Here is a 14,773-nt window from a genome sequence, read left to right as displayed (position 1 = left end):
TGTGAAAATTTTGCGTCAGGACCTATTGCAAAGCCCCCTGCCCTTGAGTAATATATGTTTTGGAATTAGCACTCACACTGATTGAGTGCTAACAAGTCGACTCAGTCTCTTAAGGAGGGTTCTTCCATGGTAAAACCACTCGCTGACCGTGTGGTTGTACGCCCGCTTTCCCGTGAGGAAAAGACCGCAAGCGGCATCGTGCTGCCGGATACCGCGAAGGAAAAGCCGCAAGAAGGCGAAGTCATCGCGGTGGGGCCTGGCCGTTTCGAGGACGGCAAGCGCGTTGAGCTGGAGGTCAAGGTTGGCGACCGCGTGATCTACTCCAAGTACGCGGGCACCGAAGTGAAGATTGACAACGATGAATTGCTGATTCTTCGCGAGAGCGACATCCTCGCGATTGTCGAGAAGTAATCTACATATTTCACTGAGGAGGTCCACGGAACATGGCGAAAGAGATTAAGTTTGCCGAAGACGCACGTCGCGCCATGCTGCGCGGTGTCGATGCGCTGGCTGACGCGGTAAAGGTAACCCTCGGTCCCAAGGGACGCAATGTCGTTTTGGAAAAGAAATTTGGCAGCCCGCTCATCACCAACGACGGTGTGACCATCGCCAAGGAGATTGAGCTGGAGGATGCCTTTGAAAATATGGGTGCGCAACTGGTCAAGGAAGTTGCGACCAAGACCAACGACGTCGCCGGCGACGGTACCACCACGGCTACCGTATTGGCGCAAGCGATGATTCGCGAAGGTCTGAAGAACGTGGCTGCGGGTGCAAACCCAATGGTGCTGCGCAAGGGTATCGAAAAGGCGGTTGCCGCTGCGGTGGAGGAAATCAAGAAGATTTCCAAGCCGGTTCAGGGCCGCGAAAACATTGCGCAGGTTGCAGCCATCTCCGCTGGTGCGGAAGAAATCGGCGTGTTGATTGCGGACGCCATGGAGAAGGTCGGCAAGGACGGCGTCATCACGGTGGAAGAGTCGAAGGGCTTCAACACCGAGCTGGAAGTCGTCGAAGGTATGCAATTTGACCGCGGCTACATTTCGCCGTACATGGTCACCGACACCGACAAGATGGAAGCGGTGCTGGATGATCCGTACATCCTCATCACCGACAAGAAGATCAGCAACATCCAAGAAATCCTGCCGGTGCTGGAACGCGTGGTGCAATCCGGTCGTCCGCTGTTGCTGATTGCGGAAGACGTCGAAGGCGAAGCGCTCGCTACTTTGGTTGTCAACAAGCTGCGCGGTACGTTCACCGCGGTCGCCGTGAAGGCGCCTGGCTTCGGTGATCGCCGTAAGGCCATGCTGCAAGACATCTCCATCCTCACGGGTGGCCAGGTCATCAGCGAAGAGCTCGGTCTCGAACTGAAGAACACCACGATTGATCAACTGGGTCGCGCGCGTCAAGTTCGCGTCAGCAAGGAAAACACCATCATTGTGGACGGTGCTGGCGACAAGAAGGAGATCGACGCTCGCGTCAACCAAATCAAGCTGCAAATCGAAGAAACCACGTCCGACTTCGACCGCGAAAAGCTGCAGGAACGTTTGGCGAAGCTGGCTGGCGGCGTAGCCGTCATCAAGGTCGGTGCGGCAACGGAAACCGAGCTGAAGGAAAAGAAGCTGCGCATCGAGGACGCGCTGAACGCGACGCGCGCAGGTGTCGAAGAAGGTATTGTGTCCGGTGGCGGTACGGCGTTTGTCAATGTCATCCCTGCGCTGGATAACGTCAAGGCGGAAGGCGACGAGCTGACCGGCGTGAACCTGGTCCGCAAGGCTTTGGAAGCTCCGATTCGCCAGATTGCGGAGAACGCAGGCGTCGAAGGCTCCATCATTGTGGAACGGATCAAGAAGGAAAAGGTCGGCTTCGGTTACAACGCTGCGACCGGCGAATGGGTCGACATGATCTCCGCAGGTATCGTGGACCCGGCGAAGGTCACGCGCTCCGCGCTGCAGAACGCGGCCAGCGTTGCGGCGACCTTCCTGACCACGGAAGCGGCTGTTGCCGACAAGCCGGAGAAGGAAAAGCCGGCTGCACCTGGCGGAATGGGCGGCATGGACATGATGTAATCCTTGGGTGCGGGAATCCCTTGTGTATCAGGGGTTTCCGCCCCTTTTCGTTTACACCTTCTAGTTTTCTTCTAATATTCGGGTTACGAAACATTATTTCGACCCGAAGAGACTTTCCTGCAACAGCTTCGCCGTGTTATCCTGTAGGCGCCTTGAAACATGGGTGTAGATATCCATCGTGGTGCTGTAATCGGAGTGGCCCAACCGCTCTTACAGCACCTTTGTTTTTTCTCCCAGTTCCAAGAGGTAGATGCATGCGTGTGACGCAAGTCGTGAAACCGGATATACGGCATGTCGAGCTTCTTGATGAGATCCGTGAATTTCCGCTTTCCGACTTAGGGTCGCCAAAGGTGAATTTGCCGTGAATGCGGGTGAGTATCCGATTGACGGTCAACACCTTGTTAGCGAAGTCGATATCCTTCCATTGGAGGCCAAGAATCTCACCTTGACGCATGCCTGTTGTGAGCGCGAGCAGGAATGCCACGTAGAATCTGTGGCTCTTAACCTCGTCATGGTTTAGGAACCGGATCACATCCTCAAGGGACCATACATCAAATTTCCTCTTTTCTGGCTTCGGTGCATCAATCAGATCAATGATGTTACGTGGAACCACATCGCGCGGTCGAACGCATCATGCAACAAATTGTGGATCTGGTTGATGTACCGATTCGACAACGGCTTGTCCTTTTTTCTGAGTTTCTTGTAGAGATCGTTGATGTGCAGTGGAGTCAACTCGAGCGTCCCATCCGCGTGCGCACAAATCGAAACGGCGAACCCGTCACCATCATCGGATGAAGGCTTTTTGTCATCCCACTTCCTCAACACACTTCGGCCCATCGTTCCGCGCACTCCCCACCAGTTCCGGACGTATGATTTGGAATTAACTGGTCACAATACCAAGGTGAACTACACGTACAGTCTTGGGGAGTGAATGCTGTGTTATTCAAGAAACGGGGTACGAAGACAAAAGATCTTGGGAACCATCTCGACAGAATCGCCGGCTTAGTGGACATCTCGTGCGGTCGGCCGGATGATCCCTTTCCCATCCGTGTAGAAGATGTACGTGGCTGGATTGAAGAAGAGTGGAAAAACTGCGATGATTTGCTGCTCCGCGAAATCGACGTTCACGGTACACGGGGACTCTTGGTGTGGCTCCGCGGCATGGTGGACCAGAACCGCATAGAAGAAGGCGTTCTCGAACCTCTCTCGACCTTGCCGAAACGGAGAGTGGATATGTCTCAGTTGGAGTCTGTCCTGCACACCCTATTCGTCCGTCCGGTAAAGACACGGCAAGAATTGAACGTCGCTTTATCCGACGGCCACGTCGTACTCTGCATAGACGGTTCAAAAGAAGCCCTGACGCTGGACGTCAGCCAGCCCCCTGGAAGGGCCATCGAAAAAGCTGAGAACGAGCCCACCGTGCAAGGTCCGCAGGAGGCGTTCGTTGAGAACCTGTCACTGAACATCGCACTGCTTCGCAAGCGGATCCGTAGTCCGCGCTTCAAAGTCAAATCGATACGCATCGGTGTGTACTCCAAGACCAATGTATCCATCCTTTATATCGAAGGCATCGTGAAACCGGCTTTGGTGGAGGAAGCGGATCAGCGGATCCGCAAGATTTCCATCGATGCGGTGAATGACATCAATAAGTTGCGTGAACTCATCAGCGACGCGCCGTACTCCTTGTTTCCAACGACCGAGGAGACCGAACGGCCGGACCGAGTAGTGGCCGCTCTGTTGCAGGGGCACATCGCCATCATGCTCGACGGGGCACCGTCTTGTCTGAGGGTACCGGCGCAGTTTATCAATTTCTTGGTTTCGGCCGAAGACTACTACATCAACTACACATCTAACGATGTTCATTCGCGTTTTGCGCCACATCGCATACTGGACTTCCATTTTATTGCCGTCCCTGTACGTGGCGATATTGTCTTACAACCAAGACCTGATGCCGACGCCGTTGCTGATCAGTGTAGCTTCCCAGCATCGTGGCATTCCCTTTCCGACCGTAGTGGAAGCGTTCTTAATGATGGGCGCTTTTGAAGCCTTGCGTGAAGCAGGTTCGCGGCTGCCTAGGGCGGTCGGGCAATCTGTGAGTATTGTGGGTACGCTCGTTATAGGCGATATGGCGGTGCGTGCAGGTCTGGTGTCACCGGCCATGGTTATCGTGGTGGCTGGGACCGGGATCGCTTCGTTTGCTCTACCGGCGTACGGGTTTGTGAATTCAAGCCGGCTTATTCAATTTGCATTTGTCATCGTTTCCGCTTTTTTCGGACTGGTCGGCATTGTAACCCTCGGCCTCATCCTCGTTACTCATCTCGTTTCGCTCCGTTCATTCGGAGTTCCTTACATGGCGCCGATTGCGCCGTTCAACTGGTCAGAAATGAAGGATACATTCTTTCGAGCTCCCTGGTTTATGGTTAAAACACGTCCGGCGTCGCTTGAACCGGTCGACAGCGTTAGAAACCGCAGTCGGGTACCGCAGCCGTCCAATGAGTCTCACATTGGCAAGGGGAAGAGATGAGATGGTTTCAAGCGACGGCCCAGTCCGAAAATGACTGTACAAAATCCATTCGGGGGCTAACCACCGATGTCGAAGGTAGAGATCTCCAGAGTCCAAATCATATTCGCTCTATCTTGGAGTGTTATTGGCACGGCCATCGTTACGGTCCCTTTCGTTATTGCCCAATTTACCGTCCGTGATGGATGGATCGTGGGTCTCTTGTTTTCGGTCGGCGGCCTGTTGTCTGCCAGCGTCGCGGCACTGTTCGTTTATGCGTTGCCAAACCGCTCGTTGACCAGCGGACTTATCGATGCATTAGGACCATGGCTCGGGCGCGTCTTGGGTCTCTGGTTCCTTATCTGGCTGTACATTATCAACTGTACTGTCCTCCGTGAGGCGGAGTTGTTTGTTGGAAACACTATCATGCCGAAAACACCGGAGTATGTGCTCGGATTCTTTAGTATGGTTGCGGTTTCCTACGCCGTGTACATGGGCTCAGAGGTCGTCATGCGCGACAGTGATTTTATCGTGCCGTTGGCGTTTCTTGTGGTTCCCCTTCTCATCGGACTGTCCTTGCAGCATGTGGATGTTGCTCAACTGATGCCTGTGCTCGCTAATGGCTGGCAGTCGGTATTACGCGGTGCGGTCGTACCGGACCTCACCTATGCATTGGAGCTTTTGATTGGCCTGCAATTTGCACACGTCTTGCGCAACAGTCAAACCCTTCCCAAAGATATGATCATTTCCGCCTGTATCTTGACCGTCGTCGCGACGATTCTGATGGTGATCACAATAGGCGTGGTGGGGCAGTCCGCTAGTTATCTCCAGTATCCGGTGCTTGAGGTCGTCCGCAGCATTCGCGTCAGCCGTTTCCTGGAACGCCTAGATACCCTGTACGTGATGGGGGTGATTTCGACCATTTTCATCAAACTGGCTGTGTTTCACTATGCTTGGTGCGAAGGGATGAAGGACGTGTTCAAGCTGTCCTCGTACCGTGTTGTGGCGTTTTCCGGCGGCTTATTGCTGTGGGCCGGTAGTATAGCATGCTTTCGCACCGAGGCACAGATGGAGCACTTCATCATGTCTGTAGCGCCAGCCTATTTTGTGGTGACGTTAGTTTGTATTCCCCTTCTGGCTGTCATGGTGATGAAACTCCGTAAGCGAGCGCAACGTTAAACGGAAGTGACCTGGGGTTCATCAGTGGTCAATGCATCATCTACTGGGGCAGGAATCAAACAAGACGCCCGCCTCAGATCAGCGAGCGTCACATATGGATATGCACAGCGCAGTTGAATACTAGTCCGGTAATGTCACCAGCCCCGCCTTCGCCGGTGACTGTGGCGACCCCTCATGTCGCCCTGCCTACACGCATAGTGTACAAGCCTGGTGTTACGATCATGTAGCTAATGTATGAAGAAATTGTGGTGGTTCGATTTCATGATGTCGGATCCCCACACACGCCTTTGTAGCCGCAATTCCGGTACCACGGGCAGTAGCCTCTCACTTCTTTATCTCGAAGCCGCACACCGGGCAGTACACGGCGTCTGCTTCGTTGTGCTCTGCGATGCCTCCAAAAGCACTCTCTCTCGCCACTCTCTCCGCTTCACCACACCCCCATCCTGCAGAAAGAGGTCTTTCAAAGATTCGTCATTCAGGGTAATCTGGTATTGAGCCATCTTCGTTTCCCTCCTGGTTATGTGGTTTTGTCCAATCTCACATTCTACCAAAGAGGGGCGGATGGCTCTTATTTTATCCCCCGGGGTGCCATCCCTTTTTACACAGCATACCGGACTCTACTCATGTCTCGTGGTGGAGGGGCCAATATACGCCCTGAACTGTAGTAGCTCGGTACTCTCAGGCTTTACGGATGTCGTGTCGGTGCCACTGCCACTGCTTGACAACACTCAGCCACCGCCGTTCCCCGACCCAGAGGAAGCAGCGGAGTATGATGAGAATGGAGCGATGAGGAGCCGTGGGGAAATCAGTTCTTGAGCTGGGTGACGACCAATCCAAGTTGCTCCTTTGCCGTCTCCCCCGTAGGCTGTGTGCTGGTTCCGCTGACACCGAGCGATTCCACAAGTTCATCCACTTTACGGGTGCTCACATCGTGTACATAAGCTTCTTGGCCGACATTGAGCAATGCCTTTCTCTGCCCGCCGGCGTGGCTCTAACAAGCTGGGGAAATCACTGCCCTTCCGGAGCTTGGGAATTTGCAATTCAATGGTTCCAACCCTCGTGTCCCATGCTCGTCGGTACCCGTTGCGGTAATTCCTGCGCTGATTGCTTCGTTCAAAGCGTTCAGCACCGAGAGTTGACTGACCTCGGCATCCATCACCGCTTCGGTGAGAACCTTCAAACCTTCCCGCAGAAAATCGATATCCCCACCCTCCAAACCAATCTTGCGAATCAGCTCCAAAAGTGCGCCGCTGAATTTACACTACCTAATGAGACTCTACCCAGGGGAAATCCACGCGCTTCTGAGAAGACCCTTCAGGACGCTCGCCCCTGATTGATGCGCCGCGTTCAGCGTACCGACTCATTGCCGGGGCGGCCATCAGGAGATGCTCTAGCCTTGCCTGGTGTACTCTGACAGCAATCTGCGAATTTCCTTGAGTTCGAGTGCTGCTTCCTGAGTGGATTTCTTGATCTGTTGAATGCAGACAACCACATAAATCGCTAGAACCAAAGCGGCAATGGGCATGAGGATTGGAAGGATAATGAATGGCGCGGCTGCGGGGCCGACAAAGGAAAAGTTCATGCTTATCCCCTCATTTGCAGAAGTGTTTCTACAGCATATGCTGACTAGAATGTTCCGGATCATTTCGACACGCTTGAGAAAAAGCCTTCCTGACCAATGCTTTAGTGTGGGATGAGGTCGGTGGATACCGGCGCTCCGAATGGTGCAAACTTCGGGTGAACTGTGCGTGGGCAGGGGTGCCCGTGAGCCAATCTTTGAACCAAGGCGCAAGCCGATTTGCAGCGCGTGAGATGGAATTTGTGGACTTATCCCATAGGACACCGGCTGAATGGGCTGAGCACCGTGTGCGCCAGTTCCCACCACGAACTGCCTTCCTGTTTGGTATGATATCGATGGGCCTTACATTGTGCAGGGAGGGACATGGTGTGTCAGACGCGTCCTGGTTTGAACAGCTTCCACAGGTCTTAAAGGACTGGCTCCCCGAAAGCGCATCCATTGCAGTAGCTGACAACCGCCGATATGTGGCCTATCGTCCAGGCGCGCACGATTTGCGCATCCGTCCAGGTGATGCGGTGCGGCCGGGCAGCATCGCGCACCGTGTACTGCAACGACACGCGCGAGTCGAATCTGAGGTCGACGCTTCCGTGTTTGGAATTCCGTATTACGGACTGGGATATCCGCTGACCACAGCGGACGGCCGACAGTCGGCACTGACCGTGATTTTGCCGCCGCGGCAAACCGCGCCGCAGCGACCCTTGCGCTTCGTCATGGGTCAGGACAATTATTTGTGGCGGCCTGTCCCTGTGGAAGAGATCACACATTTTGAAAGTTATCAGAAGAAAACCTGGTTTTACACGGACACGCATGAATTTACCACGAACCACACCATTCAGGCGCTTGAAGCGCGACTGCCTGTTCATCAATTTGTGCGGATCCACCGTTCATTCATTGTGAACATCGGATACATCGACTACATTGAACGGGGCGATCGTTCACACCTCCAAGTCATTCTGCGAAACAAGTCGCACACCCGATTGTCTGTTGGACGCGCGTATGTGAAGTACCTGCGGGAATCGCTCGAATTTTAGACACTGCAGACGGCGTATCGGCGTGTTTCTCAGGGTGTCCACAACGACTGCGAAAGCCGTACCACGCGCAATCCCACGTCTCATTTCACACGTGGTGTTTTCGCTTGCGGAACGGTACAGCGACTGCTGTATATCGCTCATCCTCGCGGTTCATCCAAGAATAACGCTGTATGTCCATGAAACGGGACAATTGTGTGAACACCACGCTATACTGCATGGTAGAAAGCGTTTTCTGGATATGCGAGGTGATGAGGCGTGCTGGAACAGAGAATTCGACATCGTGGGTTGCAAGCCAAAATGATGACCGCCGAAGAGGCGCAGAGCTGGATAAAAGATGGAATGACCATTGGCGTAAGCGGATTCACCAAATCAGGCGATGCGAAGGCGGTGCTGCAAGCGCTGGCTCGTCGGGTGGAACGGAGCGGAGAAACCCTGCGCATCAACCTCTATTCGGGGGCATCTCTAGGTGAAACGGACGGAATTCTGGTGGAGCATCAACTGATTGCACGCCGCTTACCCTATCAGTCGGACGCCAGTCTGCGAAAGCGCATCAATCGGGGAGAAGTGACGTATGTGGATCAGCATTTGAGCCACACCGCCGAATTGTTGCGCAGCGGCTGTCTGGGCGAGATGGATCTGGCCATCATCGAGGCGACCGCCATCACGGAGGACGGAGGCATTATTCCGACAACGTCAGTTGGAAACAGCCCGATTTTCGTGCAGCGGGCAAAGCACGTGATTGTGGAATTGAATACGGAAATACCGGAAGCGTTCGAAGGGCTGCACGATATCTACCTTCCGGAGGATAGGCCCCATCGCGCGCCCATTCCCATCCGGAATGTGCGGGACCGCATCGGGACCCCCTACATTCCCTGCTCGCCGGACAAAATCATCGGAATTGTGCCGTCCAAATGCAAAGACACGCCGTCGAGCATTGTTCCGGCGGATGCGGAAACACAGCGGATGGCGGAATATATTTTGGACTTTTTCCAACACGAGATCCGCCGCGGACGGCTGCCCAAAAACCTGCTTCCCTTACAGAGCGGCGTTGGTTCCGTCTCCAATGCGGTGCTGAGTGGTCTTGCCGCGTCGCCCATCGGGGACCTGGAGATTTACACCGAGGTCATGCAGGACGCGGTGTTCGATCTGTTCGATGCGGGCAAGGTGGTGTTTGCATCATCGTCGTCACTGACTTTGTCCGAGCGGATGACCGAGCACGTGATGAGAAACATTCATCGCTATCGCGATAAGATTGTGCTGAGGCCGCAAGAAATTTCAAACCACCCGGAGGTGGTTCGGCGGCTTGGCATCATCGCGATGAACACGGCGCTCGAAGTCGACATCTACGGAAACGTGAATTCCACTCATGTCGGCGGCACTCAGATGATGAACGGGATTGGCGGATCCGGAGACTTTGCCAGAAACGCGGCGCTGACCATCTTCGTGACCAAATCTGTCGCGAAAGACGGGCGCATCTCCTGTGTGGTTCCGTTTGTCACACACGTGGATCACACTGAACATGATGTGGATGTTCTCGTGACGGAGCAGGGCATCGCGGATTTGCGCGGATTGTCTCCCCGGGAACGGGCTGTGGAGATCATCAAGAACCTCGCTCATCCGATGTATCGCGATGCCTTGATGGACTACTTCCGACGCGCGTCGGCGCACGGAGGGCAAACTCCGCACCTCCTCGCAGAAGCTCTGAGTTGGCATCAGCGCTTCATGGAGACCGGCGACATGCGGGAAGCCGAGAGCTTGGTGCCTGTCATGTAATCACCTTCGCGGGTGGACTCAGAAAAGCCACCCGTGGCTACCGAACCATAACAGGCTGAGGAAAACAAGCAGTCCGCCGGCGTTTGCCTGAAGGGTTTGGCGGAGGAGACACAGGGACGGGGCCGCTGGCCGCCAGCGTGTGAGCAACCCGGCACCGGCCTGACCCAGTCCAATGGTCAGGGCGCTGACTGTGGGCGCGATGTGCAGAAGCCCGAGTGAAAGCCCGGTCAGCACGGCATCCAGGCCCTGCGCGAGGGTGAGGATCATCCAACGGTCGAACTGGGTCGGCGGCGCCTCCGTTGTTTCCGGAGACGTCGGCCGGCTGTCCATGGACCGCCTGGCTTCTGTGCAAAACGCATGGGACAGCGTCCATAAGCCCAGAACCAGCAGTGTGAGCCATCCCAACAGGGAGGCGCGAAATGGCCCCAGTGCAGCAGCCACGTGCGCGCCAGCGTCCGCACACGCCCATCCGGTGACACCGGTGCCTGCCACGGCCATTGCGTGACCGAACGCGGTTCTACGGTCGCGCCATTCCGGCGCGGATTGTGATGCAGTGTCCATGGACACGTGCATGGCCACGCCAACGACCATCAGCCACTGCATCGCCTGCCCTTCCACCATGTGCCGCACCATCCCCGACAATTCTGCATGGTTTCACCATATGGACGGAAGTGGCAGTCGGTGTTAGGCAGCAGCCGAATAGAGTCGTGAGTTCCAATGAAACGCCAGATGGACGGCACTTTCGTCACTTCACATCCATAAAATCAGCCAGATCAGCACGACGCCGCAAACGATAGAACTTAACAGGTAGGCAAGAGCCGCCCAGGGATTTCTGCGGATGAGCTGGAGTGTTTCCACAGACATCGTTGAGAATGTGGTGAACGCCCCACAGAATCCGGTGCCCAGGAGCAGCCACAGATGTGGATTCAGTTGTCCTTGCTGCAGCCGCACATAAAGCACACCGAGCAGAACGCATCCCGACACGTTGATGAACCACGTGTTCCAAGGAAACGCTCCCGACTGCCAACGCCCCATCCAGCGCCCCGCTTCGTAGCGGGCCACCGCACCCAAGGCCGCGCCGAGTGCAACCAACCACAGGGTTGCGCCGCTCATGAGTAGGGTTCCTCCGTCGCCTGGCGCCGTGACCAATGTCGGAGCAGGACGGGGGTGGCATCTCCCAGCCATGCCAACAGGGGGCCGCCGATCATGCTGACCAGGGCATACAGTGCCGCCAGACCGAGATGAACGGAGAACAGGTCTGATGTTTCCAAGCAAAATGTCGAAAATGTGGTGAATGACCCGATGACGCCAGCAGCAAAGCCAATCCGCATCCAGGGCGGGATGAGCCGTTCTTGGGAAATTTGGTAAAAGAGGCCCAATATAAACGATCCCGTCAGATTGATGCACAGGGTGCTCCAAGGGAAATCCCACGGCGCGGGAAGCCAGGTTTCCATGGCATAGCGGAGCAGACCTCCTACGATGCCGCCCACCACCAGTGCGATGTAGATCATACGGATAACCCCCTTCCGAAAAACAAATGGGCTCCTACGGGCCGCGGTGCGTACCCGTAGGAGCCATCAGCCGAATTTGGCGGTTTTGGTGAGCCCCATCACCTGTGAAAGCTTACCCTTATTGTATCCCGTTCGCGCCCAGATACAAGGTGTTCTGCCGGAAGTCTCTTGGGAGTCGGACCAACGAAGAGCAGAGGGGGCATAAAGAACTCCTGCCCCGCGGCGCATGGGACAGGAGTCATTGGCGAACATCGCAATTCGAGCCAATCACCGAGCGGCGATTCAGCTCCAGTGAACTCCACCACTGAGGATTCGGTTGAGCCGAGTTGGGTTGACACCATTGTATCCACTTCGACGGACGTCTGTGCATGGTCGTCAAAAAGATGGTCAGCTGTCGTCTCAGAACAGCGGCGTCCGCCGCACCGGTTGACCGTGAGCGGGACAAACCCAGTCAAACGTCAGTCGACGCACCGAGTCAATGGACTGCATCAGAACGCGGTGATCCCAAGCGAGAAAGCGGGGACTCGGTACAATCTTTCCGCGACGGGTCATCACCAAATCCCCGGGGAACAGGATGTCCTGGTAGCGAAATGACACGTGGCCCGGTGTGTGCCCCGGGGTCTCTATCACCTCCAGGCCGCCGACCGTTTGTCCAGCTTGATATATGCGGTCCACCTCCGGCCGTTCGTGGCGGACGAGTGAAGCGATGGCGCGTTTGATGCCTGGCCTTGGTGCTGCGCCATGGATGTATGGAACGTCTCGCTCCGGTGCCCATAAGGTCGCGCCGGACAAGGCTTTCAGATGTTTGGCATTCCCGATGTGGTCCACGTCGTGATGCGTGAGCACAATGTGGGCAATATCCTGAGGGCGGATGCCCAGTTCCCGGAGTTCCTCCAGGATGTCCGGACCACGGTTGGGCATACCTGTGTCAATCAGCACTGGTTCGTCTCCCAAAACGAGGTACACATAACTGCCTTTGGCCCGGGTGATCCAGTGTACGTTTTTCGCAATCTGCATGGCTGTGGTCACCTCCTGCACCATGCTCTGGTGCTGCATGCTTGGGCCCGACGCCTGTACGCTACAATTCTAACAGGGAAGCGAGGGAGATTGGCGGGTGTATGCGGATCTTCCTCGTCCTTTTTTCGTTTGATGAATTTCCCAGCATGAACTCGTCCCCTGGATGCAATCTATGCGGGGTGATGAACTGTGAAATGGTGGATGTGGATTCCTCTGGCCGCCCTCTTCGCTGCCGCAGGGGGCATGGTGGGTAAACAGGTTGTTCTGCGCCGCTCACGTTCCGCCTGAACGCCATGTTCAGGCGGAACGACAAGCCCCCGAGTGCTTCCATTCGGGGGCTGTCTCCAGTTAGTTATGGGCCAGTGCGCTATTTGAGCATGCGAAGGCGAGATTGAACCGATTGCGACAGTCGCTGCGCATCTTCACCACTCCGGGGCTCATAGGCGAGCAGAATGACGGACGCTCCCAGCGAAACCGCCAATTCTTGCTCCAATCGGCGAATTTTGTCCACATGCTGAGGCGGCAAATGCGCGAATTGCACGTCGTTCATGTTCATCGGGGACACTCCCTCGCTGTGGGTACGTTCACACAGAGAATAGCTTATCCGTTGCCCATGGTTCCCATACGAAAGAAAGGCGTTGTGCGGGTGGCGGATGGGCCGAAGCCGGAGTGTCGGAAGGTAAAGCATGCCTGTGGGGGCGGAGGAGGGGGGAGCATGTACGATGTTCCCCACAGGCATGTCTTATTTATACGCGCGAGTTTCTGTTGTGTGTGGACAAACTCGCACTGTCAACCGCCTCGAATGTCAAGGCTTCACGTCTGTTCGTGCAGGAATGCCTTGTCTTTTGTCGAAACCGGAGAAGAGGAAAGTCTCAATCCTGAAATCCAGGTTTGGCAAGGTGGCATGTGCAGAGTGAATAGACAGACAGTGGTATCAGTGGCGGCCGGGATTGTCATGATGAGTGGCCTGACCGTGTCTGCCTATGCGGACAAATTGTCCGACGCCCGAAAACAGGCTCAGGACTTGGCCAATCAACAGAAGCAGACGAAGCAGAAGATTGCCCAACTGCAGCAGCAGGAGGGTTCTTTGCGTGCGCAGATTAGCCAGTTGCAGACACAGATCTCGAATCTGCAGTCGTCCATTGCGGACACGACCACAAACATTGCCAAACAACAAGCGCAGATCAATCAATTGCAATCCAAGATCGCGGACACACAGAAGCAACTCGACGCGCAGTACGCCGTGCTCGAGCAACGCTTGCGGATCTTGTACGAGGACGGCAATACTTCCTATCTGGATGTCCTCTTTTCGTCGACCAGTTTTTCCGATATGTTGGATAGATTTCAATTGCTCGCCATGATTGCGAAGCAGGACAAGGCTGTACTCAACGGAATTCAGGACAGCAAGCGGCAGTTGGATTCGCAGAACCGTCAGTTGAAGGCTGTCCTGGCTGAACTGCAGCAGCAGCAACGGGCGCTGATGGCGAAAAAGCAGCAGCAGGAAACGGCCCAGCAACAGGAGGGTGCGCTGCTTGTGAAAGTCCATGATGCGCGGCTGAGCCAAGAAGCGCAGCTCCAAGGAGAAAACGCTGCGATGCAGCATCTGCAGTCGCTCATTCAGCAACTCGAATCGCAGGAAGGCGGTTATTCCGGCCCCGCAGCCGGCTGGACGTGGCCAGTACCCGGGTATACCAGCATCAGCTCCGGCTACGGGTGGCGGACGTGGAGCGATGGTTCGCGAGAATTCCACAACGGCATCGACATCCCTGCGCCCATCGGAACACCGATTGTTGCGGCCACGAGCGGCAAGGTGCTGCTGGCCGGCCCCGCGACGGGATTCGGGGATTGGGTTGTGATTGAGTCCAGCGGGGGGCTGTTGGAGATTTACGGCCACATGTACGCGTACGAGATCAAGGTCAGCCCGGGTCAGGTGGTGCACACCGGGCAGCAGATTGCCGCGGTCGGCTCGAACGGCGAATCCACCGGACCGCATCTGCACTTCACGGTGGCCAAAGGCTTTGACGCGTCCGGTTTTCCAATCTCAGTGAACCCCATGGGATATGTTCGTTGAACCTCCAAAATGTACCGGCCTATTGTAACAATCATACCCGTAAAATCGT

At 55.5% G+C, this 14,773-nt stretch carries 15 protein-coding genes, 2 pseudogenes and 1 riboswitch; of the genes and pseudogenes, 8 read left to right on the top strand and 9 right to left on the bottom strand.

Annotation, left to right across the window (positions count from 1 at the left end):
- Positions 1-126: 126 nt before the first annotated feature.
- Together groES and groL are read left to right on the top strand one after the other, a co-directional pair.
- Entirely contained in the window at positions 127-411 is a 285-nt protein-coding gene (gene groES / locus G463_RS0106720) for a co-chaperone GroES (RefSeq protein WP_026964815.1), read from the top strand.
- A 32-nt stretch (positions 412-443) separates the two neighbouring features.
- Positions 444-2,063, top strand: coding sequence for a chaperonin GroEL (gene groL, locus G463_RS0106715; RefSeq protein WP_026974546.1), 1,620 nt, complete (start codon positions 444-446; stop codon positions 2,061-2,063).
- Positions 2,064-2,199: 136 nt separating this feature from the next.
- Here groL and G463_RS24015 read toward each other — a convergent pair whose 3' ends face one another.
- The gene (locus G463_RS24015) at positions 2,200-2,595 is read right to left on the bottom strand and encodes a tyrosine-type recombinase/integrase (RefSeq protein WP_425387060.1); all 396 of its coding nucleotides are present in this window, start codon (positions 2,593-2,595) and stop codon (positions 2,200-2,202) included.
- A gap of 395 nt (positions 2,596-2,990) precedes the next feature.
- Between G463_RS24015 and G463_RS23490 the strand changes: the two are divergent.
- From G463_RS23490 to G463_RS0106690, 3 genes and pseudogenes are all read left to right on the top strand, one after another.
- A pseudogene (locus G463_RS23490) lies at positions 2,991-3,851 on the top strand (spore germination protein); the annotation flags it as partial.
- Between the two features lie 67 nt (positions 3,852-3,918).
- The gene (locus tag G463_RS23485) at positions 3,919-4,587 is read left to right on the top strand and encodes a spore germination protein (protein WP_245575719.1); all 669 of its coding nucleotides are present in this window, start codon (positions 3,919-3,921) and stop codon (positions 4,585-4,587) included.
- Positions 4,588-4,653: 66 nt separating this feature from the next.
- Complete coding sequence (locus G463_RS0106690) at positions 4,654-5,742, top strand: GerAB/ArcD/ProY family transporter (protein ID WP_026974544.1); 1,089 nt, start codon at positions 4,654-4,656, stop codon at positions 5,740-5,742.
- 332 nt (positions 5,743-6,074) lie between these two features.
- On the opposite strand, the gene G463_RS22795 is transcribed toward G463_RS0106690, so the two are convergent.
- The 3 genes and pseudogenes from G463_RS22795 to G463_RS0106675 all read right to left on the bottom strand — a co-directional run bounded on the left by G463_RS22795 (position 6,075) and on the right by G463_RS0106675 (position 7,324).
- The gene (locus G463_RS22795; RefSeq protein ID WP_156900113.1) at positions 6,075-6,242 is read right to left on the bottom strand and encodes a hypothetical protein; all 168 of its coding nucleotides are present in this window, start codon (positions 6,240-6,242) and stop codon (positions 6,075-6,077) included.
- Positions 6,243-6,550: 308 nt separating this feature from the next.
- A pseudogene (locus G463_RS22210) lies at positions 6,551-6,982 on the bottom strand (transposase); the annotation flags it as partial.
- Between the two features lie 150 nt (positions 6,983-7,132).
- A complete protein-coding gene (locus G463_RS0106675) occupies positions 7,133-7,324 on the bottom strand; it encodes a hypothetical protein (RefSeq protein ID WP_026974542.1) in 192 nt (63 codons plus the stop codon).
- A gap of 365 nt (positions 7,325-7,689) precedes the next feature.
- Between G463_RS0106675 and G463_RS0106670 the strand changes: the two genes are divergently transcribed.
- Both G463_RS0106670 and scpC read left to right on the top strand, forming a co-directional pair.
- On the top strand, positions 7,690-8,352 hold the full coding sequence (locus tag G463_RS0106670; protein ID WP_035486090.1) for a LytTR family DNA-binding domain-containing protein: 663 nt from the start codon (positions 7,690-7,692) through the stop codon (positions 8,350-8,352).
- 255 nt (positions 8,353-8,607) lie between these two features.
- Complete coding sequence (scpC, locus tag G463_RS0106665) at positions 8,608-10,125, top strand: succinyl-CoA:acetate CoA-transferase ScpC (RefSeq protein WP_026974540.1); 1,518 nt, start codon at positions 8,608-8,610, stop codon at positions 10,123-10,125.
- An 18-nt stretch (positions 10,126-10,143) separates the two neighbouring features.
- Here scpC and G463_RS0106660 read toward each other — a convergent pair whose 3' ends face one another.
- From G463_RS0106660 to G463_RS23135, 5 genes are all read right to left on the bottom strand, one after another.
- Positions 10,144-10,746, bottom strand: coding sequence for a manganese efflux pump (locus G463_RS0106660; protein ID WP_026974539.1), 603 nt, complete (start codon positions 10,744-10,746; stop codon positions 10,144-10,146).
- Positions 10,747-10,875: 129 nt separating this feature from the next.
- A complete protein-coding gene (gene crcB / locus G463_RS0106655) occupies positions 10,876-11,238 on the bottom strand; it encodes a fluoride efflux transporter CrcB (RefSeq protein ID WP_035486086.1) in 363 nt (120 codons plus the stop codon).
- The gene (locus G463_RS0106650; protein ID WP_026974537.1) at positions 11,235-11,636 is read right to left on the bottom strand and encodes a fluoride efflux transporter FluC; all 402 of its coding nucleotides are present in this window, start codon (positions 11,634-11,636) and stop codon (positions 11,235-11,237) included. The genes crcB and G463_RS0106650 overlap by 4 nt, the downstream gene beginning before the upstream one ends.
- Positions 11,637-11,686: 50 nt before the next feature.
- Positions 11,687-11,748, bottom strand: a riboswitch (Fluoride riboswitch).
- A 287-nt stretch (positions 11,749-12,035) separates the two neighbouring features.
- Positions 12,036-12,692 (bottom strand): MBL fold metallo-hydrolase, encoded by a 657-nt coding sequence (locus G463_RS0106645; protein ID WP_245575718.1) that lies wholly within the window; start codon positions 12,690-12,692, stop codon positions 12,036-12,038.
- Positions 12,693-13,020: 328 nt separating this feature from the next.
- Complete coding sequence (locus tag G463_RS23135; RefSeq protein ID WP_026974535.1) at positions 13,021-13,209, bottom strand: hypothetical protein; 189 nt, start codon at positions 13,207-13,209, stop codon at positions 13,021-13,023.
- A gap of 357 nt (positions 13,210-13,566) precedes the next feature.
- On the opposite strand from G463_RS23135, the gene G463_RS21645 reads away from it, so the two are divergent.
- Entirely contained in the window at positions 13,567-14,724 is a 1,158-nt protein-coding gene (locus G463_RS21645; RefSeq protein ID WP_169725438.1) for a murein hydrolase activator EnvC family protein, read from the top strand.
- Positions 14,725-14,773: the final 49 nt, after the last annotated feature.

The sequence above is a fragment of the Alicyclobacillus contaminans DSM 17975 genome, from assembly GCF_000429525.1.
Lineage (GTDB): Bacteria > Bacillota > Bacilli > Alicyclobacillales > Alicyclobacillaceae > Alicyclobacillus_A > Alicyclobacillus_A contaminans.
This window is presented reverse-complemented; position numbering and strand designations above follow the sequence as displayed.